18 protein-coding genes and 1 tRNA gene are annotated in these 21,681 nt (G+C 63.1%); 12 read left to right on the top strand and 7 right to left on the bottom strand.

What is annotated here, in order from left to right; all coding sequences use genetic code 11:
- Window positions 1–64: 64 nt before the first annotated feature.
- Window positions 65–1,324: an OFA family MFS transporter gene (locus P5205_08975; protein ID HSA10488.1), complete on the bottom strand. Its 1,260-nt coding sequence runs from the start codon at window positions 1,322–1,324 to the stop codon at window positions 65–67.
- A gap of 210 nt (window positions 1,325–1,534) precedes the next feature.
- Here P5205_08975 and P5205_08980 point away from each other — a divergent pair, with 210 nt between their 5' ends.
- The 6 genes from P5205_08980 (at window position 1,535) to P5205_09005 (ending at window position 7,592) form a co-directional block, all read left to right on the top strand.
- Window positions 1,535–2,698: an ABC transporter substrate-binding protein gene (locus tag P5205_08980; protein ID HSA10489.1), complete on the top strand. Its 1,164-nt coding sequence runs from the start codon at window positions 1,535–1,537 to the stop codon at window positions 2,696–2,698.
- Window positions 2,699–2,779: 81 nt separating this feature from the next.
- Window positions 2,780–3,673, top strand: a complete 894-nt coding sequence (locus P5205_08985) for a branched-chain amino acid ABC transporter permease (protein HSA10490.1) — start codon at window positions 2,780–2,782, stop codon at window positions 3,671–3,673.
- A 4-nt stretch (window positions 3,674–3,677) separates the two neighbouring features.
- A complete protein-coding gene (locus tag P5205_08990) occupies window positions 3,678–4,793 on the top strand; it encodes a branched-chain amino acid ABC transporter permease (GenBank protein HSA10491.1) in 1,116 nt (371 codons plus the stop codon).
- Between the two features lies 1 nt (window position 4,794).
- Window positions 4,795–5,604, top strand: a complete 810-nt coding sequence (locus tag P5205_08995; GenBank protein HSA10492.1) for an ABC transporter ATP-binding protein — start codon at window positions 4,795–4,797, stop codon at window positions 5,602–5,604.
- A 6-nt stretch (window positions 5,605–5,610) separates the two neighbouring features.
- A complete protein-coding gene (locus P5205_09000; protein ID HSA10493.1) occupies window positions 5,611–6,333 on the top strand; it encodes an ABC transporter ATP-binding protein in 723 nt (240 codons plus the stop codon).
- A 71-nt stretch (window positions 6,334–6,404) separates the two neighbouring features.
- Window positions 6,405–7,592 (top strand): hypothetical protein, encoded by a 1,188-nt coding sequence (locus P5205_09005; protein ID HSA10494.1) that lies wholly within the window; start codon window positions 6,405–6,407, stop codon window positions 7,590–7,592.
- A 48-nt stretch (window positions 7,593–7,640) separates the two neighbouring features.
- On the opposite strand, the gene P5205_09010 is transcribed toward P5205_09005, so the two are convergent.
- Window positions 7,641–8,732 (bottom strand): agmatine deiminase family protein, encoded by a 1,092-nt coding sequence (locus P5205_09010; protein ID HSA10495.1) that lies wholly within the window; start codon window positions 8,730–8,732, stop codon window positions 7,641–7,643.
- 316 nt (window positions 8,733–9,048) lie between these two features.
- Between P5205_09010 and P5205_09015 the strand changes: the two genes are divergently transcribed.
- Window positions 9,049–9,831, top strand: a complete 783-nt coding sequence (locus P5205_09015) for a hypothetical protein (protein HSA10496.1) — start codon at window positions 9,049–9,051, stop codon at window positions 9,829–9,831.
- A 19-nt stretch (window positions 9,832–9,850) separates the two neighbouring features.
- On the opposite strand, the gene priA is transcribed toward P5205_09015, so the two are convergent.
- Complete coding sequence (priA, locus tag P5205_09020; GenBank protein ID HSA10497.1) at window positions 9,851–12,196, bottom strand: primosomal protein N'; 2,346 nt, start codon at window positions 12,194–12,196, stop codon at window positions 9,851–9,853.
- A 44-nt stretch (window positions 12,197–12,240) separates the two neighbouring features.
- On the opposite strand from priA, the gene P5205_09025 reads away from it, so the two are divergent.
- The 3 genes from P5205_09025 to P5205_09035 are packed head-to-tail and all read left to right on the top strand — an operon-like array spanning window position 12,241 to window position 15,224.
- Window positions 12,241–13,143 carry an ABC transporter permease gene (locus tag P5205_09025; protein HSA10498.1) on the top strand — a complete coding sequence of 301 codons (903 nt, stop codon included), beginning with the start codon at window positions 12,241–12,243 and terminating at the stop codon, window positions 13,141–13,143.
- Window positions 13,140–13,934 carry an ATP-binding cassette domain-containing protein gene (locus P5205_09030; GenBank protein HSA10499.1) on the top strand — a complete coding sequence of 265 codons (795 nt, stop codon included), beginning with the start codon at window positions 13,140–13,142 and terminating at the stop codon, window positions 13,932–13,934. The genes P5205_09025 and P5205_09030 overlap by 4 nt, the downstream gene beginning before the upstream one ends.
- Window positions 13,935–13,946: 12 nt before the next feature.
- Entirely contained in the window at window positions 13,947–15,224 is a 1,278-nt protein-coding gene (locus P5205_09035) for an MlaD family protein (protein ID HSA10500.1), read from the top strand.
- Window positions 15,225–15,282: 58 nt separating this feature from the next.
- Here the strand turns inward: P5205_09035 and P5205_09040 are convergent, their stop codons facing one another.
- The 3 genes from P5205_09040 to P5205_09050 all read right to left on the bottom strand — a co-directional run bounded on the left by P5205_09040 (window position 15,283) and on the right by P5205_09050 (window position 18,283).
- On the bottom strand, window positions 15,283–15,453 hold the full coding sequence (locus P5205_09040) for a hypothetical protein (GenBank protein HSA10501.1): 171 nt from the start codon (window positions 15,451–15,453) through the stop codon (window positions 15,283–15,285).
- Between the two features lie 674 nt (window positions 15,454–16,127).
- On the bottom strand, window positions 16,128–16,862 hold the full coding sequence (locus P5205_09045) for a M48 family metalloprotease (protein ID HSA10502.1): 735 nt from the start codon (window positions 16,860–16,862) through the stop codon (window positions 16,128–16,130).
- A 227-nt stretch (window positions 16,863–17,089) separates the two neighbouring features.
- A complete protein-coding gene (locus tag P5205_09050) occupies window positions 17,090–18,283 on the bottom strand; it encodes a PIG-L family deacetylase (protein HSA10503.1) in 1,194 nt (397 codons plus the stop codon).
- Between the two features lie 226 nt (window positions 18,284–18,509).
- Here P5205_09050 and P5205_09055 point away from each other — a divergent pair, with 226 nt between their 5' ends.
- The gene (locus tag P5205_09055) at window positions 18,510–20,012 is read left to right on the top strand and encodes a sulfatase-like hydrolase/transferase (GenBank protein HSA10504.1); all 1,503 of its coding nucleotides are present in this window, start codon (window positions 18,510–18,512) and stop codon (window positions 20,010–20,012) included.
- A 77-nt stretch (window positions 20,013–20,089) separates the two neighbouring features.
- Here the strand turns inward: P5205_09055 and P5205_09060 are convergent.
- A tRNA-Gly gene (locus P5205_09060) sits at window positions 20,090–20,163 on the bottom strand.
- Window positions 20,164–20,291: 128 nt separating this feature from the next.
- Between P5205_09060 and P5205_09065 the strand changes: the two genes are divergently transcribed.
- Complete coding sequence (locus tag P5205_09065) at window positions 20,292–21,680, top strand: dihydroorotase (protein HSA10505.1); 1,389 nt, start codon at window positions 20,292–20,294, stop codon at window positions 21,678–21,680.
- Window position 21,681: the final 1 nt, after the last annotated feature.

The raw sequence follows: 21,681 nt of genomic DNA on the forward strand, positions 1-21,681 counted from the left end.
TTGACATCCCCGCCAGGCTCAAATGCTGCGCTTATACGGGGGGTAGTCAGCACAAGTTGCTTTTTTACAGCACGTTATGAAGTCCGTTCGGACTTGCGCCCTTCTGTCGGCTGGGAGTCCTCAAGACCAGGGCCAGCGCCGCGCCCAGCAGTAACATGATTCCGCACGTGACAAACGCGTAGGAATAGGACCCGAACAGATCGCGGACCCGCCCTCCAAGGACTGAGCCAGTCACGCCGGCCACCCCAAAGGCGGTGAAGACCAAGCCGTAATTGACGCCCAGGTTGCGAACGCCATAGAAGTCCGCCGTGGCGGCCGGGAAGAGCGTGAAGATCGTGCCGTAGCACAGCCCGGTGCAGGCGGAGCCTAACAGCAACAGGGCGGGAGTTTTATACTGGACGAAGAGAAACATGTTGATCGCCTGCAGGATGGACGCGAGGACCATCGTGTTGGTGCGGCCAATGCGGTCGGAAACGAAGCCGCTCAGAAAGCGGCCGCAGGTGTTGAAAACCGCCACCACCATGACCAGCACAAAGGCGCTGTCCCATTCGGGCGCCTGATCCTGGGCCACCAGTGTGACATTGCCGATTATCAGCAGACCGGCGGAGGCCGACAGCACGAACATGAGCCAGAGCTGGTAGAACTGTCCGGTCCGCAGCATCTCATGCCAGTCCAGCTCGCAGCGCGGCGCGGATTCCGGCCCGGACTGAGCCTCAGTAGCCGCCGTTGGGGCCGGCGCGTAACCGGCGGGTGGATTGGCGAGCAGTTGGGCCAGCAGGGAGACCAGCACAATGGTGCCCAGGCCCAGGATCAGAAATGTCTGCTGAATGCTGGTGATCTTGAGCAGGTAATCGGTCAAAGGCGACATATACACCGCGGCAAGCCCAACTCCGCTCACCACGATGCCGGTGATCAGCCCCTTCCGGGCCGGCGCGAACCATTTGATCGCCGGCGGCGTAGTGGCGCAATAACCCAGCCCGATGCCCATTCCCCCGACCAATCCGAAAGTGACCATCATCAGCCCGTAGGTGTGGACAAAGGAGGACAGCACCATGCCCAGGCCGAAGATGATGCCTCCGAGCATTGCCACATAACGCGGCCCGATCCGGTCTTGCCAGCGCCCGGCGAAGATCATGGTGATCGAAAAGGAAGCGGCGGAGGCGGCAAAAGGCAGCACGGCCTGAGTCTTCGTCCAATGCCACTGCACCGCCAGCGCTTTGCCCATGACACTCCAGGCGTAAAGGGCGCCGATAATCAGGTTGACTCCCAGCGCCGCCAACACCACGGTCCAGCCGCGCATCGGGGGCAGTGTTCGTTCCTGCATATAGGTCGCCGGCGTTGGTCAGTGGACGGTCGTCGAGCTGTTCGGGGCGCAAGCCTACGGCCCAAACCCCCGCCTGGACAATAACATTCCCGGCGTTGACATTGGCCCAATGCCTCTGGCAATCTGCCGTGGCTGGCACGGGTGGGCCGCGATGGGGCCTCAAACCCGGCCAGGCCTTTGCTGGTCGCTCAACATTAAACTCAAACTGATATGAAAAGAATTCCAGCAGTACTAATCGGAGTCTGTTCGCTCTGCGTCCTGTTGTTCTCCCCCGGATGCGCCCCACCCGACTCCTCCCAGCCCGTCAAGATCGGCGCCCTGTTTTCCGTCACCGGCCCTGCCTCCTTCCTGGGCGCTCCGGAGGAAAAGACGGTGCAAATGCTGGCCGAGAAGATCAACGCGGCAGGAGGCGTCAACGGGCGAAAGCTGGAATTGGTGATCAAAGACACCGCCGGCAGCACCGAAAAGGCGGTCTCCTTCGCCAAGCAGTTGATCGAGGAGGAGAAAGTCCTGGCCATTATCGGCCCCTCCACCAGCGGTGAAACCATGCAGATCAAGGCCATCTGCGAAGAAAACCAGGTGCCCCTCGTCTCCTGTGCCGCCGCCGAGACCATTGTCAACCCGGTGGCCAAGTACGTCTTCAAGGTACCCCAGAAGGACAGCCAGGCCGTGACCTGGATTTACCGCACGATGAAGGAAATGGGCATCAGCAACATCGCCATCGTGAGCAGCACCGACGGCTTCGGCGCGGCGGGCAAAAAGCAGCTCGAGGACCTGGCCAAACCGGAAGGCATCACGATTCTCGCCAATGAAGTGTATGACAAGCAGGCGACGGACCTGACCGACGTGCTGACCAAGATCAAAGGCAATTCAAGCGTGCAGGCGGTGGTCAACTGGTCCATCGTGCCGGCCCAGTCCATTGTGGCTAAGAACATGAAACAGCTTGGCCTGAACGTGCCGCTGTTCCAGAGCCACGGCTTCGGCAACCTTAAATATGTCCAGCAAGCCGGCGCCGCCGCCGAAGGAATCCTCTTCCCCGCCAGCCGCTTGCTGGTCGTGGAAGATCTGCCCGCCAACCACCCGCAAAAACAGGTGTTGGCTACTTACAAGAAGGACTACGAGACCCGCTACAAGGAAGACGTCAGCACCTTCGGCGGGCACTCCTACGATGCGCTGATGGTGGTGGTCGAGGCGCTCAAGAATGCGGGTGAGCCCGACCGGCAGAAACTGCGCGACGCCCTCGAGAACCTCCAGGGCTTCGTCGGCACCGCCGGCGTGTTTAACTTCTCCGCCACCGATCACACCGGCCTCGATCTGACTGCCTTCGAGATGCTGACGGTCAAAAACGGCAAGTTCACCCTCTATAAAAAGTAGCGCCGATGATGCCGGCTGGATTTGACGGCACCACGCCCCGGCGGACTGGCCGACCGGGGCTTTTTCCTTGATGCGCGGCCAATGGAAAGCGGAAGCCTAGCGCTGCAGTACCTGCTGTCCGGCGTCACCAAGGGCAGCATCTATGCCGTGGTCGCGATCGGGTTCAACCTGATCTACAGCGCCACGGGCGTCATCAACTTTGCCCAGGGCGAGTTCGTCATGCTCGGAGGAATGGTGGCCGTTACCCTGGCGCATTACGTGCCGGTCCCGGTGGCCGTCGCCGGCGCGGTGGTCATTGTCGCGCTGGTTGGCTGCGCGCTCGAGCTGGCGCTGTTCCGCCGCCTGCAGCGGCATTCCGTCCTCCACCTGATCATCATCACCATGGGCTTGTCCATCGTCATCCAGGAAGTCGCGCTGCATATCTGGGACGAAAAGGTGCGTTCACTCCCCTATTTCACTGGCAGCGAAGTCTCCTCCGTCCGGTTCCTGGGCGCGGCGATATCACCGCAGGTCTTGTGGGTGCTGGGCACGGTGGCGCTGGTCGTCCTGGTTCTGCATCTGTTCCTGCGCTACACCCTTCAAGGCCGGGCCATGCGCGCCTGCTCTTCCAGCCCCGAGGCCGCCATGCTCGCCGGCATCAACATCCCCAACATGCGCACCCTCTCCTTCGGCTTGAGCGCCGCCCTGGGCGCCCTGGCGGGTTGCGTCATCTCCCCCATGACGATGACGCACTACGAAATGGGCGCGCCGCTGGCGATCAAAGGCTTTGCCGCCGCCATCCTCGGAGGGCTGGGCAACCCGATGGCCGCCGTCGCCGGCGGGTTGCTCGTCGGGGTGCTGGAGTCCACCAGCGTAAGCTGTCTCCCCGCCGTCTATAACGATGTCACCGCCTTTGTCATCCTGTTGCTCGTGCTCTTCGTCCGGCCGCAGGGGTTGTTTGGCGCGCCGGCGGCGGACACCGTGAGGGAGCACTGATTCGATGCATCGCTGCCGAGAGATTCTTCTCTTCGCCCTCTTCCCCATCGTGGTGGTGGGCGCCCAGCTCGTCATGCGGGCGACCGGAACGGAATACTGCCTCACGCAGCTGACCATGGCGATGTATTACGCCATAGTGGTCATCGGGTTGTGCCTCCTGATGGGGTATGCGGGCCAGGTATCGCTCGGGCACGGCGCATTTTTTGCCATTGGCGGCTATACCTCGGCGGTCCTGACCACGCACGACTTGTCCCGCTTCAAAAGCGCCCTCTGGACCGGCTGGCTGGAGCAGGCGCGCCTGCTCGTCGAGAAGCAGGACCTCTATGGCAACGCATCCCTGACCGTGTCCCCGTGGACCGCCTTTCTGGCGGCCATGCTCGCGACGTTCCTCATCGCCCTGCTCATCGGCTATCCGGCGCTCCGCCTGCGCGGCCATTACCTGGCGATGGCCACGCTGGGTTTCGGCCTGATCGTCAGCAAGATGCTGCTGGGCAGCAATATCACCGGCGCCGCCGACGGCATCAACGGCGTGCCCGGGTGGACGCTGCTGCCGGGGCTGACGGTCACCGGCAAGCGCGCCGCCCGCGTCGAGAACTACTACATCGCTTGTGGCCTGGCCCTGCTCGTGTTGTTGTTCCTGCGCAACCTCATCCGCTCCCGCATCGGCCGCGCGCTGCAAGCCATCCATGACGGCGAAAACGCCGCCAACGCCATGGGCATCAACACCGCCGCGTGCAAGCTCAAGGTCTTTGTGCTCAGCGCGCTGCTCGCGGCGATGGCCGGCGTCTTCTTTACCCATTACACCGGCGGCATCGCCCCCGCCGAAGCCGGTGCCCTCAAATCGGTTCGCTACGTGGCGCTGGCGGCCGCGGGCGGCATGGCCAATCTCTGGGGCGTGGCCGCGATCAGCCTGGCCCTGAATTACTTCTCCCTGCGGGGCTGGTTCGGCAGCTACGATAACGCCGTCTTCGGGGCCATCCTGATCCTGATCATCTCCCTGGCGCCCGAAGGCCCCCTCAAACCCCTCGGCCTTTGGCTCCGGCGCCTCACCGCCGCGCGCGCTCCGAAACCTGACGGCGGGTCGGGTCATCCTTCGTGCAATGCGGAAAGGAGCCCCTGACATGGCGCTGCTTCAAGTCGAGGGCGTCCGCCGCAGTTTTGGCGGGCTGGTCGCGGTGGATGGCGTTTCACTCGCCGTCAACGCGGGCCAGATCAAAGGCGTTATCGGCCCCAACGGCGCCGGCAAGACCACCCTCTTCAACATCATCTCGGGCTTGCTCAAACCGGACGCGGGCCAAATCAAGTTCAAAGACCGCCCGATCACCGGTTTCAAGCCCTACCAGATTGCGCGCGCCGGCATCTCGCGCACCTTCCAGAATCCCAGCCTGTTCCTCCGGATGAACGTGCGCGAGAACGTCATGGTCGGGCGCCACAGCCGCGCGCGCTGGGATTTCATCGGCTGCGGCCTGCGCTGGCCGGGCCAGCGCGGAGAAGAGCGCGCCATTCGCGACGCTGCCCAGGCGCAACTGGAGGGCGTGGGCCTGGGCCACCTCGCCGACCGGCCGGCGGGGGCGCTGCCATTCGGCCAGCGCCGGATGGTCGAGCTGGCCCGGGCGCTGGCCACCGAACCCGAGATGCTGCTTCTGGATGAGCCTGCCAGCGGACTCAACACGCGCGAAAAGGAAGACCTCGCCGACCTGATTGGCAAAATCCGCGACCGCGGCATCACCATCCTGCTCGTCGAGCACGATATGTCCGTGGTGATGGGCCTGTCGGACGACATCCTGGTCCTGCACAACGGCCGCCCCATCGCCGAGGGCACCCCGCAGGTCGTGCAAAACGATGCCAAAGTCATCGGCGTTTACCTGGGCGGCGAACTGCAAGCCGTCACCACCGGCAGAGATGCCTCGCCGATGCGCCCGCTCAATTAGCCCCTCATGCTACTCCAGGTCAAAAACCTCAGTTGCGGCTACGGCAGCCTCGAAGTCGTCCACGGCGCCAGCCTGCATGTCTGCGCCGGCGAAATCGTCGGCCTGCTCGGCGGCAATGGCGCGGGGAAGACCTCCCTGCTCAAGGCCATTATCGGCCTGCTGCCGCCTTGGTCCGGCGAGGTGTTCATTGACGGCCGCCCGACCACCGGCGCCCCCCCGTGGCGCAGCATAAGCAATTCCACCGTGCTGGTGCCCGAGGGCAAGATGATCTTTGCCGAAATGACCGTGCGCGAGAACCTCCTCATCGGCGGCTACCACAATCCCGACCGCGCCCTGCAAATGCAGGCCGTGCTCGACCGCTTTCCCCGCCTGCGCGAGCGCCTGCACCAGGTAGCCGGCACCCTCTCGGGCGGCGAGCAGCAAATGCTGGCCCTGGGCCGCGCCCTCATGGCCCGACCCCGGCTGCTGCTGCTGGACGAACCCTCCATGGGCCTGGCCCCTCTCCTGGTCAAGGAGATCTTTGCCTCAATCCTCAGGATGAAGGACCTTGGCCTCACCGTGCTGCTGGTCGAGCAAAATGCCATCGCCACCCTCCAGATCGCCGACCGCGCTTACGTCATGGAGACGGGCGAGATCGTCCTGGAAGGCGCCGCCGCGGATTTCACCCACAACCCCGAAGTCAAACGCGCCTACCTCGGCAAAGGCAACCGCGAAACCCCGGCCTCGTAGCCCTTGAATGCCAGCATGCATGGACGCCCATCCAACCCATTCAACCCGTCTAACTCGCTTAACTGAGATCCATGAGCACCTTTGACCGCCGATACGAACTGATCTCGCGCGCCGAGCTGGAGCAAATGCAGCTTGAGCGTCTCCAGGCCCTGCTGGCCCGTCTCCGCCGCAACGTCCGCCGCTACCGCGAGAAACTGGGCGACTTCCGCCTCCAATCCCTCGCCGACCTGCCGCGGCTGCCCTTCACCACCCAGGAAGACATGGTGCAGAGCTTTCCCTACGGCATGTTCGCTTTCCCGCTGCGCGAAGTCATCCGCCTGCACTCGACCCTTGGCCCGGACGGCAAACAATTGGTCATTGGCCATACCCGCAACGACCTTGCCCAATGGGGCCGCCTGGTCGCCCGGCAGCTCGCTGCCAGTGGCGTCACCGCTAACGACGTCATCCTTATCTCCTTGGGCGGGCTGACGCAGTCCGGCGCTGTGGGTTATGTCCGGGGCGCCGAACTCATCGAAGCCTCGGTCATCGCCGAAGACCCGCTGCACATTGATTACCAGCTCGCGATGCTCCAGAACTACCGCCCCACCACCCTCATCACCACGCCCACCAACGCCCTCGACCTCGTGCACGCCATCGAGGAGCGCCGCATTGACCCGCAATCCCTTTACCTGCGCACCGTGCTCCTGTCCCGGCCCGTGGACAAGGAAACCCGCGAGCAGCTCGCCGCCGGCCTCTTCGCTGCCATTCGGTGCAACTTCGGCCTGGGCGAAATCCTCAACCCCGGCCTCTGCGTCGAATGCGAGGTCGGCCTGTTCCACATCCACGAAGACCAGTTCCTGGCCGAGGTCTGCGACGGCGAGCTCGTCCTCACCACGCTGGCCCGCGAAGCCATGCCCCTGCTGCGCTACCGCACCCGCGTCGCCGCCGAACTCTGCCGCGACAAATGCGCCTGCGGCCGCACCGGCGTCCTGTTCCAGCCCGGCCCGCGCCTCGACCGCCGTTGCCGCGTCCGGGAAGTCTCTTTCTACGAAGCCCAGGTCGCCGAGGTGCTCGCCAAAACCCGCGCCGCCGGGCTCCGGTTCCACCTCGAAACCTCCGAACGCCAGCTCCAGGTCACCCTGGAACTCTCCGAGGAATACTTTGCCGGCGCCATGTGGCCCGCCATGGACCCCAAACGCGACATCGAGTCCGAACTCTTGGCCCGCCTCGGCATCCAGGCCGAAGTCCGTTACATCGCTCCGCAGTCCCCGCCGGCTTGAAGCCGCGTTGCGTCGCGGCGCTGACCTGCTCCATCGGCAGGATGGTAATCAAGCCGGCTGCTGCTGCGTCAGGCAGTGCACGGTGCCCCGGCCCAGCACCAGGTCCACGGCGTGCAGGCCCACGACGGGGCGGTCGGGGAAAAGTTCGGCCAGGATGCCAAGGGCGACGCGGTCGTTGGGATCGTTGAAGGTGGGCACGAGGACGGCGGCGTTGGTGATGTAGAAGTTGGCATAGCTGGCGGGCAGGCGGCGGCCATCGAAATAGAGCGGCGCGGGCATCGGCAGCGATACTATCTCCGGGCGTGAGCCGTCCTCCAGCCGCAGGTCGCCAATGCGTTCCCAGTTCTCGGCGAGCGGACGGTAGTTAATGTCCGTGCGGCGGGTTTCCTTGATGAGCACAACGGTCTTCGGGTTGACGAAGCGGCAGATGTCGTCAATGTGGCCGTGAGTGTCGTCGCCCGCCGGCCCGGCGGCCAGCCAGAAAATGTGGGTCACTCCCAGATAGCGCTTCAGGGTGTCCTCGATGTCCCGCCGTCCCAGCCCGGGGTTGCGCACTTGCACTTTCGGATCGAGGTAGCACTGCTCCGTGGTCAGCAGCGTCCCGCGGCCGTTGACTTCGATGCCGCCGCCTTCCAGAACGAAGGCTCGGCCGTTGCAGCGGGCGTGGAATATATGCTTGCGGAACCGCCTGGCTGCGGTTTCCGGAACGCGCCGGTCTTTCTGCCAGTCATCGTGCCTGGCCCAGGCGTTAAAGTGAAAGTGCACGATGGCGGTCTCACCCCGCGCGCCGCGCCGCACGAAGGTCGGGCCGGTATCGCGTATCCAACCGCGCTCGGTGGGATGGGTGATGAACTGGACGCGGCGCAGGTCGGCGCCGGCGCGCGCGAGATAGCTGCGCGCGAGCTTCGCGTCAGCCTTGCCGTTGACGAGGAGGCGGACCCTTTCGCCCGGGGCGATCTTGCGAACGATTTCCCCATAGACCCAGCGCACGGTGCCGACCTTGTCAGGCCAGTCAACGGAATTATGCGGCCAGGCCAGCCAGGTGGCTTCGTGTTTCTCCCACTCGGCCGGCATCGCAAACCCCAGTGCGGCGGGTGTCGAGGGCGCCTTGACTCCAGTCTTGTGTCTAGTCGTGCCCATACAGAAGCGAACTAAAGATGGACACAGATGCGCGCGGATTCTGCGGGCCGGACTGCGGAGTGGCATTGCACGGCCGCGGGCCGCTATCGAGGCGCGGTTCAGTATCGTTCCTATCTGCGTCTATCTTGATTTGGCCAGTAACAGGCATGGTTTGTGATATCGTGCAACGGCGACCGCCTTAGACTGCCCGGAAAACGGTTCTAATGCAAAAGCAAAAGCGCCCGGGCCGTCTCAATCAGCCCCGCCGGGAGCCGCGACGATGGTTGACACGCCCCGACCTTGCAGTCTAATTAGCTGCGACGCTGCCGCGCGAAGTATGGACACCGACAAGACGCAAAAGCCCTTTCCCTGGGGGACGGCGATCATCGCCGCCGCCGCCGTAATCATCGCCGCCTTCGCGCTGGTCGCCTATCTCAAGACCGCGCGCGGGGTCAAGGATACCGTGGACAAGGTGATTGGCACGGTACCCGAGATTGCGCGCAACTTCATGACGGGCAACATCACGCATACGTTCCGCGAGAGCCTGCCCCGCATCACCTCCACCAAGGGCGACATCCTCGAACTCGCGGTCTTCCGCTGCGACGAGACCTTCAAGCGCACCGATGAAAAGTGGGCCGGCTGGGGCTGGGTGTATTTGGGAACGACTGTCGCGGAGATTCGGGTGCCGGTCTCCTTCCGTTACCACTTGCGACTCTCCGACCCCTGGCGGCTGGCGGCGCGCGACCAGGTCTGCCTGGTGCTGGCGCCCCCCATCCGCCCAAGTCTTCCGCCAGCCATCCACACCGCCGAGATGGAACGGAGGGCGGAGAGCGGCTGGGCCCGCTTCGACAAGAACGAGCAGCTCGAAACGCTCGAACGGAGCATGACCCCCTTGCTGGAGCAGCGAGCAGGCGACTCTGCCCACCTCCAGCTTGTCCGCGAGGCCTGCCGCCACTCGGTCGCCGAGTTTGTGCAGAAGTGGCTGATGCGCGAGGGCCAGTGGCAAAAGGACAAATTCACCTCCATCGTGGTGCTTTTCCCCGACGAAGCCGCCATATCCTCCGACCAGGACCTGCTGCGCTTCCGCCACGAGCCGACCCTGCGGCTGGAAAAGAACTGATTGCGGGGAGTGCCCGGCGCTACGCCAAATCCACCGGGTCAACGTCAACAGCCAGCGAGACATCTTCCGGCAGCGCCAGCGAACGCGTTAGTTGCGCCAGCCGCTGGCTCAGGGTGGCCATGCGCAGGGCCCGCAGCATAATCTGGTAGCGATAGTAGGTCTCGGCCCGGAGCAGCGGCGCGGGCGCGGGGCCGGCCATGATCAGGTCTTTGATGCCGCCCACTGCCTTCTCCAGCTCGTGCTTCAGATGCTCGGCGGAGAGCCGCACCTTCTCCTCGTTGCGGCCCTTGAGCGTCAGCAAGGCAATGCGGCTGACAGGCGGATATTTCAACGGCTCGCGAAACTCGAGTTCCTGTTCATAGAACCCCTCGAAGTCATGCCGCCGGGCAAATTGGATCGCCGGATGAAACGGCGTGAAGGCCTGGACAAAGACCTCGCCCTCGATGTCGCCCCGGCCTGCGCGCCCCGCCACCTGAGTGAGCAGTTGAAAGGTCCGCTCCCCGGCGCGGAAGTCTGGCTGATGCAGCGCCAGGTCGGCGTAGATGATCCCGACCAGCGTGACGTTCGGGAAATGCAGCCCTTTGGCGATCATTTGCGTGCCGACGAGTATGTCAATCTTGCCGGTGCGGAAATCGCCCAGTATGCGGCGGTAATCCTCCTTGCGTTTCAGCGCGTCGGAATCCATGCGCACGGTGCGCGCCTGCGGAAAGAGCTTGGTCAGCGTGGCTTCAACCTTCTGGGTTCCCAGACCGGCGTAGCGGATCGCCGGGTTGCGGCACTTCTCGTTGGGGCAGGCGGCTGGCACCGGGGCTACATGGGCACAGATGTGGCAGCAGAGCTTCTGTTCGTGGCGGTGGTAGGTGAGCGAGACGCTGCAATTGGGGCATTCGGCGGCGTAGCCACAGAGGGGGCATTGCAGGGAAGTGGAGTAGCCGCGCCGATTCAGGAACAGAATGACCTGCTCCTTCTGCTCCAGGCGCCGGGCAATCGCTTCCTTGAGCTGCGGCGAGAAGATGGGAATTGCCTTCTCCGGCCGCGCCGTTTGCCGCATGTCCACAATCCGCACCACCGGCATTTTCTTGTTGTCCGCCCGCTCGGGCAACTGGAGCAGGGTATACTTGCCCTTGCCGCAGTTGTAGTAGGTCTCCAGCGAGGGAGTCGCCGAGCCCAGCACCACAACCGCCCCTTCCATCTGGCCGCGCACGATAGCGACGTCGCGCGCGTGGTACCGGGGCGCCTCCTCCTGCTTGTAGCTGTGCTCGTGCTCCTCGTCCACAATGATGAGGCCAAGCGGCTCGACCGGCGCGAAGATGGCCGAGCGCGCGCCGATGGCGATGCGCGCCCGGCCCTGGCGAATCTTGTGCCACTCGTCATGCCGCTCCCCGGCAGATAAATGGCTATGCAACACGGCCACCAGTGTCCGCAGCGGACCGGAGCTGAACCGGGCCTTGAAGCGCTCGACCGTTTGCGGCGTGAGCGAGATTTCCGGCACCAGGACAATCGCGCCTTTGCCTTGTGCCAGCGCGTGGGCGATGGCTTGCAGATAGACCTCTGTCTTGCCGCTGCCGGTGACGCCGTGCAGGAGAAAGGTCAAGGAGCGCGGGACAAGGGAAGCGGCCGCGGGAAGTGCCGGGATGCACCCATCCTCGGGCGCAGCAGGCCCCGGCCCGCCCGGGGACGGACGCACCCCGCCAGTACTGCGAGACTGCGCCTCGATTGCGTCCTTTGTGCCTCCGTCCATTGCGTCCTTGATGACGGTGAGGGCTTTGGCCTGCGCCGGGTTGAGCGTCAGTGGTAACGTGGGGAGAATGTGTTCGTGCGCATAAGGGTCGCGCTCGACAATCTCCGGCGCAACCGTAGCTAAGCCGCGGTCCTCCAGGTGGCGGACCGTGGCGGCGGTGGTCTTTGCCAGCGTCAGCAACTCGCGGAGTGGCAGCGCACGCCGCGCTTGGAGGATGCGCCAGACTTCCTTCTGCCGCTTGGGCATCTTTGGCGCCTCGCCAGGGAGCGGCACGGCGCGGACGTGCAGACGCTCACGCCAGTTGACCTGCTCATGGCGGACGGCGACCGGCAGGACGCTCTTCAACGCCGTCTCCGGCGCGCAGCAGTAATACTCACCTATCCAGCGGGCAAGTTTGAGGATTTTAGGCGTAACCAGCGTCTGCGCGCCGATGACTTTGAGGATGGGCTTGAGAGTGGCGCGTTCCGACTCCTCGGCCAGCCCGGTGATACACCCCAGCACCTTGCGCGAGCCGAACGGCACCTGGACGCGGCTGCCGACTTCGACCTGGTCCGCCAGTTCGGGCGGAATGTAGTAATCGAACTCCTTGCGGAGGGCGATTTCCAGGGTGACGCGGGCGATCATCGAAATATCTGTACCACTCGCCCGGGTCGGTTCCAATCAGCAAAATGCGCTTTGACCGGCGTGGGCCGCGACTCTACGCTCTCCGCGTGGAAAAGGGAATCGCCAGCACCGCCGGGCTGTTGCGCGCGCGCATCCTGCTGCGCCTGCCGCTGCCGCGGTCGTTGACCCGCTATTTGGGGCGGATGCTGTTCCGTTTCCTCTTGACGCTGCAGGGGCTGGGCTCCTTTGCCTTGATTACACTGGGGGTGATGATCAGCCGCTTCCGCGTAGCGCGGCAGGTGATCCGCCCGCTGGTGTTCGAGCAAACGGCCCGGGCCGGGCTCTGGCTTATGCCGATGTTTACGTTTATGGCCGCGGCGCTGGGCCTGGTCGTCATTGGCCAGACTGTATCGTGGCTGGCGCCGGTCGGCGCCATCAATTACCTGGGCACGGTCATGGTCGTGGTGGTGGTGCGCGAACTGGGCCCGCTCGTGACAGCCCTGCTGGTACTGGCGCGCATTGGCACGGCCAACGTGGTCGAACTGGGCACCGCCCGGGCATTGGGCGAAGTCGAGGCGCTGGAGGCGCTGGGCATTGACCCGGTGCATTACCTGGTCGTGCCGCGCGTGGTAGGCATGGCTCTGGGTGTCTTCTCGCTGACCGTTTATCTGATCCTCGGGGCTCTGCTCAGCGGTTATCTCTGGGCATTCGTGCAAGATGTTCCCCTGCGCCCTGACGACTATTTTCGCCAACTGGCCAGCGCCTTGAGTGGAGTGGATTTCGCCCTGCTGGCCATCAAGACCTTCCTGTTCGGTTCCATCATCGCGCTGGTGACCTGCTACCACGGCCTCGCGCAGCCTCTGCGCCTTGAAGAGGTGTCCGACGCGACCGTCGCCGCCGTCGCGCAAAGCATCATTGCCTGTGTGCTGGCGGACGCCCTGTTCATCATCATTTACCTCGTGACTTGACGACTCCCGTTCCAGCCCAGCCGGGTGTTCCGGCGATTGAGATGGCCAACCTGGCCTTCGGGGCGATGGCCGACGCGGAAACCACGGTCGCCGAGGACATCAACTGGACCGCCAACCCCGGCGATTACTGGGCCATTGCCGGGTTGCACGGCGCGGGCAAGAGCGATTTCCTCATGCTGGCCGGCGGCTTGATTCCACCCCAGCGGGGTGAATACCGATTCTTCGGGGAACAAATGCCCATTTTCGATGATGCCCGCCTCCACACGCGGCTGCGCCTGGGAATGGTGTTCGAGGGCGGACATTTGTTTAATCGCCTCACCGTTCTGGAGAACGTCGCGCTGCCCCTCCGCTATCATCAGAACCTGGGGAAAGCCGAGGCGGCGGTGGCGGTGGAGGAGTTGATGGCATGCCTGGAGTTGGAACCCTGGGCCCACCGGCTGCCGGGCACACTGGGCCGCGGCTGGCAGAAACGCACCAGCCTGGCCCGCGCGCTCACGCTCAAGCCGGAGGTGTTGCTGGTGGACAATCCGCTGGCGGACCTGGACCCGCGGCACGCAGGCTGGTGGATCAACTTCCTGGATCAGTTGTCCAGAGGCCACCGGCTGATGCAAGACCGGCCGGTCACGCTGGTGGTCACCACGGCTGATTTCCGGCCTTGGAAACAGCACGCGCGCCAATTCGCGCTACTGCGGAACCGCAGCCTTCAGGTGCTGGGCGACTGGGCGCAGGTGGCCGCCGCCACCGAGGACCATGTGCGGGATTTATTGACGGAAGGAACCCAAACGGAGTAATCAAAAGCCGGAATGGCCCTCCAAGACCTGACACCGCAATTGCGCACGCGCCTGAGCCGCATGGAACGGGCGGTCGGCTGGTTTGTGGCCCTGGCGATGGCGCTGCTGGTGTTCGGCTTCGCCTATTACGTCTACCACACAGCCGAGCGCAAAGGGTGGTTCCTGACCAAAGCCCCTTATTACACCTTCACTGATCGCGCCACCGGGCTCAAGGTCGGGGACCCGGTCATGCTGATGGGCCTGACAGTAGGGCAGATTACCCGCATGGAACCCATGCCGCCCGAGGAGTTTCAGCACAACATCTACGTCGAGTTCGAGATCAAAGATCCCTATTACGGTTATCTCTGGACGGTGGGCTCGCGGGCCAAGGTGACGACCGCTGACTTGCTGGGCAAACGCGTCCTGGAGGTCACCAAAGGCACCGGCGGCTACCCAACCTACATCTTCTACCCGTTGCGCGAGGTAACCCTGTCGGAAGCGCGCGGCCTGACAGACGCGTCCAACTGGCTGCTGGCGCAGGAGGTCTGGGACGAAGCCAACACCAACCTGCTGGCCAAAGCCAAGACCCCGCTGGGCAACTTCGCCGCTCTGGCCGCCGCCGGCTGCACGAACCTGCTCATTATGAACACCGCTGAGCAACGCAAGACCATGACCGGTGTGTGGAACGACGAGGAAGGCCGTTACGACTCCTACACACGGAAAAGCAAACCCTATCCCTTGCTGGCGGATGAATCGGCGGCGGTCACCGAGCGGCTGGAGAAGCTGGTGGACGAGATCGAACAGGCCCTGCCGAATATCCTGCGGCTGACCAACCAGCTTGCGGCGGTGCTCTCCAACAGCGCGAGCCTGACCTCCAATCTCAATACCGCGGCCTTGGGCGTCCAGCCGTCGGTCAGCAACATCGCTGCTCTCACCGCGCGGCTGAACCAGCCCGGCGCGCTGGGCGAGTGGTTGTTGCCGACCAACATTAGCCGCCAGCTCGAAGGCACTCTCGGCACCGCTGACACGACCCTCGCCCGTGTGGACACCAATCTGACCGCGATCGCCGAGAACCTTGGCCGTTCCCTCGACAACCTGGCCAACCTGACCAGCAACCTCAACAGCCAGGTAGAGGCCAATACAAACATCCTGGGCGAAATCTCGCGCACGATTGTGGATGCCGACACCTTTATCCAGGGCCTCAAACGCCACTGGCTCCTGCGCTCGGCGTTCAAGGTTAAAGACACTAACGGGCCGTCAGCTACCGCGCCCGGACCGCTGCGCTCCCCGAAGGATACCGGGCGGCGCTAACGGTCACTCCTCAAGGGGGGTTCCGTTGCTCAAGGAAGGGACGGCGGATTCGTGCCCTTCAGGCCAGAACCAGCAGGCAGACCAACCCGCAAACGCACAACAGCAGGAAGCCGACGACCACGCCGTCAACCAGGCCAAAACGCGCTTGCTCCGAGTGGTTCGACGGAACAACGGCCGCTTTGATGTAATCGCCGCCCTTCCGGTTTGCCGTGTAAACGATCGCACTCATGCCTGTTCGCCAGCATTCCGCGGGCCATGGCTTGCGCCGGTTTCGCCGGCAGATGCGTCACCGCGCTTTTCTTCCAAAACCGGGATTTCGGGCGCGCGCGCCCAAGTCTTAAAACTGGACATGCCGCGGCGGATCATGAGTCGGGCGCTGGAGCGGGGTCCGGGGCGCCTGCAACCGGAAGGGCACCAGCATTGGGGGATGCATGAGATGAGCTTCAAAGCCACCGGCTGCAGCATTCGCAAAGTCGGCCTCTATCCTTGGCGGATTGCGGAGCTGGATCGCTAATTATCGCAGTCTATTCATACAGTCCCTTGTTCCTGGACCGAATCGCTGCCCCGGTGCGGCAACGCTGCGACACCCGTTATGCCCCTGTGTGTATCCCATGGGGAGCGATCCCCATGGGATACACACCGTAGTCCCGCCGGATAGGCGCCGCCCCAGCGCCGTAGCTGGCTTGGCTGGAAGGTGCCTCAGGCTTGGGGGACGGACGGAGCCAGTCGTAAGGGCGGCAGTCGGCAGGCGTGGCTGGAGACACCCGGCTTGCGGCGTATCCCTTGAGCCTACCAGCCTGGCGAGACTATTCTAAACGATAGTGGCCAAGTTGGATTCTGTGCCAGAGGCAGGCAATTCGTTAGTGAAATCGCGAAATCACGAATTGAGGATTAAGGTGTGGATCAACCGAGCTTCTGGGCACGCAGCCTGGCGATTCGCTCTGCGAACGGCGGGTGGGTAGTCAGGTAATCTCCTGCAACGACGCTGACGTTCTGCACTGAGCTCCCCCGCGCAAGTTTCTCCAGCAGGCGCACCCCTGCCAGCGCGTCACCCCCGGCGCTTCCGACCAGTGCCGCGGCAAATTCATCTGCCTCCAATTCGTCCTCCCGGGAGAAGGCACTGCTCAAGAGTTGCCGCCCTGCCTTGCTCAGCCACGCGCTGGCGGCATGCCTTCCAGGGAGTTGGCGAAGCAGCAGCGAAAGCGCGGCGTCTTTGACAATCCGATTGAGGGTGTGCCGCAGGGCGATATGCGCCATTTCATGGCCGAGCGCGAAAGCGATTTCATCCCTTTGCCCCTGGCACAGCTCCAGCAGCGACCAACTCACAAACACAGGCCCGCCCGGCAGGGCTACCGCACTCGGCTCCCGCTCCGCCGTGACCCGGACAATGAAGGGGATCCTCCGCTCCTTCATGTTTGCCGCCAGCCAGCGCCCAATGTGAGCCGCAAACGTGGTGGTTTCATTCTCCCGAACCAAAGGGACCCGTTCCAGGAAAGCCGCCGCCAGGTCGCGGCCCAGCCGTATTTCAGCCCGCAACGAGTCTTCCTCTGACCCGCCTACGAGATCAAAGGCGTTCTTGGCCTGCGCGGCTTTCCGGCCGAGCGTGTATCCGATCGCCTCAAAAAATGTTCGCGACACGGCACGTTTCCTGGCGACCTGCCAGCTTGCCCCGGCCAGGTTGGAACCAGCCAGGGATCACGGCGATAACTTCGTTTGCGCTAAGTTCCACGACTATGATCGTTGCACCCAATCTCACCTCTGGGCAAGCCGCCATTCAGGTTTCCAATGGTCGGGAGACTAAATCCGTCGGCTTCCCTCCTTCCGGAAGCGGCGCGAGATCTGACGCATCGGGGGTCGAGAACGGGTCAGGGAATGACGGCGCGATAGTAACGCCGGGGTGCATTGGCTGGTTCCACGAACTGAAACTTGTTCGTGCCCGATACGTTGGTAGCCATGGGCTGCCACACGCTCGATTGCATGTTGGTAGTGGCCTCGACCACGTAGGTTTGGCCGGGGGCCGCCTCGACCGTAATCTGGACTGAACTGTCGGCACAGCGGGCGATATTCGTGAAGCACGGAGGACGCCCGGGCTCGACTACAATGTGCTCGAGAAAATCACCCGCCGCCACCCCCGCCGGGACGGTGTAACCGTTGACAATCAGACTATTGCTCAGGACAGTGTCAGGGCCGACGGTGGAGGCATAAAGGCCCCACCATTCCGAGGAATACCCGTCGAAATTCTCGCCAACCCGGTAAACAGTCGAGACATCCGGGCGGCCTTGTGAAACATGGCAATCCAAGCCGAGATCCGCGACCTGACGCGGTGTGCGGTTGGTCAAGTCCGGAATTGCATCTTCTCCGAACCGATGGAACAGCCGGTTAACCGGGTACAGGTGAAGGTAGAGTTTCTTGGCCTGCCACGGCGGCAGCCCGGCCAGGTTCGGCGCGGCGGCTCCCGGGTCGGCGGCCACAAAGAACGCGTTGGTTGCCACATACGCGGTTGCGCGATGATTGTCGTGGCCGTATTCGCCCTTTGTGTCGTGACTGATGATAACTTCCGGGCGATAGCGGCGAATCTGCTCGGCGAGATAATGGATCGCCCTGAGCTTCCCGGCCTGAACGTCGCTGCCGTCGCCTTGGAGTACTCCGTCGGCCCAGTAATCCCAAGTGGCGTCAATCGTATTCCTATAAGGATTGGGATTGAGGCTTTGCGAAGGCACATCGCGGAACCGCGGGAAAAGCGGCTCATAGCGCAGGCCGTAGGTCCAGGCCGCACAGCGGAGTTCTTCCTCGCGAACCGTCAGGTTGGATGGAATCCAATCGCCGCTGGTCAATGACACCAACAGCGTCGGAAGCCGCCTGGCGGCGCTGTAATACGTCAGCGCCCCACCGAAGAAGATCCCTTCGTCATCCGGGTGGGCGTTCACTGCCATGATGACAATCTTGTCAGGCGGCGGTTCCCACGGATAATCGGCCATCAATCGGAATTCACTGAGCGCCAGGAATGCTCCCGTAACCGTGGCAATCTTCAAGACGGTCGTGACGCTCGCGGGCTTCATTCGCTGTCCCAGAGCCTGAACACTTCGGGCGGACATGCAAGTCCACAATTCGAGCGAATCACTCAAACACTCAGTTCGACGGATAAGCCGGACACCCGGGGAACTTGCCGCTAGATCGGCGACCTCATGCCTCCCCCTTAAGCGTGGCTGAGCGCAATATCCTTGATCCGCGTCGCGAGCGAACGCAGAGTCAGGACGACAACAGCAAGCTAAACAACAACCGCGTATGGATTCCAAGTCTGAGCATCTTGAAAACCGACGAAACCGCTTTTGTCCAGTCTATCCTGCGCTACTCCTATTCCTGACAATTGGTTTACCTCCCGCTCTGCACGCAGCGGTCGCGAACAGCCGTCCGAACATCCTCTTCCTCTTCGCCGACGACCAGCGGGCTGACACCATTGGCGCCTGGGGCAATCCACATATAAAGACACCAACCCTGGACAAGCTGGTTGACGCAGGATGCAGCTTCCGGCGCAATTACATCTTTGGTGGCAATAGCGGTGCGGTTTGCATGCCGAGCCGGGCCATGCTGATGAGCGGGAGATCCTGGTTCCAGGTAGATACCAAGAAGATCAGCGATGCAAAGTTGATGCCCGAGCTGCTCAAGGAAAACGGCTATGTAACCTTCGGCACCGGCAAATGGCACAATGGCCAGGAATCCTGGCTGCGGGCATTCCAGCGGGGAAAGACGGTGATGTTCGGGGGCATGTCCGACCACTCCAAAGTCCCAGTGCAGGACCTTGGTTCGGACGGCAAGCTCACTCCCGAGCGCACGGGTGAGAAATTCTCCAGCGAGCTGTTTGCCGATTCGGTGATCGAGTTCCTCAAGAACCACGACGGCCAGAGGCCATTCTTCGCTTATGCAGCCTTTACCGCGCCGCACGACCCGAGGATGCCGCCGCCCCGGCAGCTCAAGTTCTATTACCGCAACAAACCGCCGCTGCCACAGAACTTCCAGCCGCAATTCCCCTTCGATAACGGCCACATGACCAAGTGCCGGGATGAGAACTTGGCGGCCTGGCCCCGCGCCGAGGCGGTGATCCGCGACCAACTGGCCGAATACTACGGTATGATCACCCACTTGGACCGCCAGATCGGGCGCATCCTCAAGGCCCTCAAACAGAGCGGCATGGCGGACAACACGATCATCATCTATTCCGCCGACAATGGCTTGGCCCTCGGCAGCCATGGGCTGCTGGGCAAGCAGAACGTCTTCGAGCACAGCATGCGCGTGCCGCTTATCTTCGCCGGTCCGGGCATTCCGGCCGGCAAATCCATGCAGGCATTCACCTACCTGCTCGACATCTTCCCGACCGTCTGTGACGTCACCGGCGTCAAAGCTCCGGATCGGATCGAGGGCGAGAGCCTTCGCCCATTGTGGGAAGGAAGAAAAGAGAAGGTCCGCGATTCAGTATTTCTTCCCTATATCCAGATTCAGCGTGCGGTCCGCGATGAGCGATGGAAGCTGATCGCCTACACCCAGGTCGGTCATCTCCAGTTATTCGACCTGCAACGCGATCCGGAGGAACAAACCAACTTGATAGACTTGCCGCAACATGCGGGAGAAACCCGACGGCTCCTCGCCTTGATGAAAGAATGGCAGGCCCGATTCGGCGACACGCTCGAAGTGCCGGCGGCCAGCAAGCCGTTCAAACCAATAGACCTGACCGGCAAGCAGCGCACGCCCGATCAGTGGCAACCCGATTGGATCCTGAAGAAGTATTTCTGAGACCAGAGGCAGGCGGGCTTAGGCTCGAGCCAGGCCGTAATGTCGCTCCCCCAGTTGGGAACCCAAACCACTGAAACTGGAGCGGGTGATGGGAATCGAACCCACGTGGCCAGCTTGGAAGGCTGGAGCTCTACCATTGAGCTACACCCGCGTCGCACTGGAGATGAATGGTAACCGCGAGCGGCGCGATGTCAACCCCCAGCCCGAGCTCCCAAGCCCCCAGGGCGGCTGGAACGTCAAAGCTTGAACTCCGAATGCGTGGCTGTAATCTGCGGCCCCATGAATTCGCTGCTGCTGACCAGCGGACGGGTCATTGACCCCGCCAACCATTTGGACGCCCGCGCCGATTTGCTGATTTGCCAGGGGAAGATTGCCGCCGTAGGGCCAGACGCAGCCGCCAAGGCTCCCGCTGACGTCGAAAGGATGGATGTCAAGGGGTTGGTGGTTTGCCCGGGGTTGATTGATTTGCATGTCCATTTGCGCGAGCCCGGACAGGTGGCCAAGGAGACCATTGCCACGGGCACTGCCGCCGCTGCGCGCGGCGGGTTTACGTCGGTGGTCTGCATGCCCAATACTTCGCCGGCGATTGATAATGCCGGGACGGTGGCTTTGATCCACGAGCGTGCCAGGGAGCAGGGAGTGGTCAATGTTTGCGTCGCCGGTGCCATCACCAAGAGTCTCGCGGGCGAAGAACTGGCGCCGATCGGCTCGCTCAAAAGGGCAGGGGTGGTGGCGATTACCGATGACGGGCATTGTGTGCAGAATAACGAGTTGATGCGCCGGGCGCTGGAATATGCGAAGATGTTCGATCTGCCGGTAATGGACCATTGCCAGGATTACTCCCTGGTAACGGAGGGCGTGATGCGCGAAGGCTATTGGAGCACGGTGCTGGGCCTGCGTGGCTGGCCAGCAGCCGGAGAAGAGATGATTGTGGCGCGGGATATCCTACTGGCTGAAATGACGGGAGCGCGCGTGCATTGCCAGCATGTCAGCGCGGCGGGCAGCGTGCAGTTGCTGCGCGAGGCGAAGAAGCGCGGCGTGCCGGTGTCCGGCGAAGCTTGTCCGCATCATTTTACGCTCACGGATGCGGCGGTGGCTGGCAGCGAGAAATTCTTCGCGACAGATGGCAAGGCCGTTTTTGGTTTGGATTCACGCCGCGGTCCGCTGCCGAGCTGGCCGGTGTATGACACAAACTTCAAGATGAATCCCCCGCTTGGATCGGCGCGTGATCGGGAAGCCATTCTCGAAGGGCTGACCGACGGCACCTTGGAGGCCATTGGCAGCGACCACGCGCCGCATTGCGACTACGAGAAAGACGTGGAATTCGACTACGCGCCGTTCGGCATCACCGGCCTGGAAACCGAACTGGCCCTCTCGCTGATGCAGCTTTACCACACCAATCGCCTCAGCCTGGCTGATGTGATCGCGAAGCTTACGGTCGGGCCCGCCAGGCTCCTGCGCCTGGCAAGCGGGACGCTAAGCGTCGGCGCGGTGGCCGATGTGACGGTGTTTGACCCGAACCGCGACTGGGTATTTGAGCGTGCAAACACCGCGAGCAAGGCTTCGAACAGCCCCTTCTATGGCTGGCCGCTGCGCGGCAAAGCGGTTGCCACGATTGTAGCTGGCCGGAAGCTATGGGCCGAGAACGCTACACTGGCACCGGCGTGAC

Source organism: Candidatus Paceibacterota bacterium, assembly GCA_035452965.1.
Lineage (GTDB): Bacteria > Verrucomicrobiota > Verrucomicrobiia > Limisphaerales > UBA8199 > UBA8199.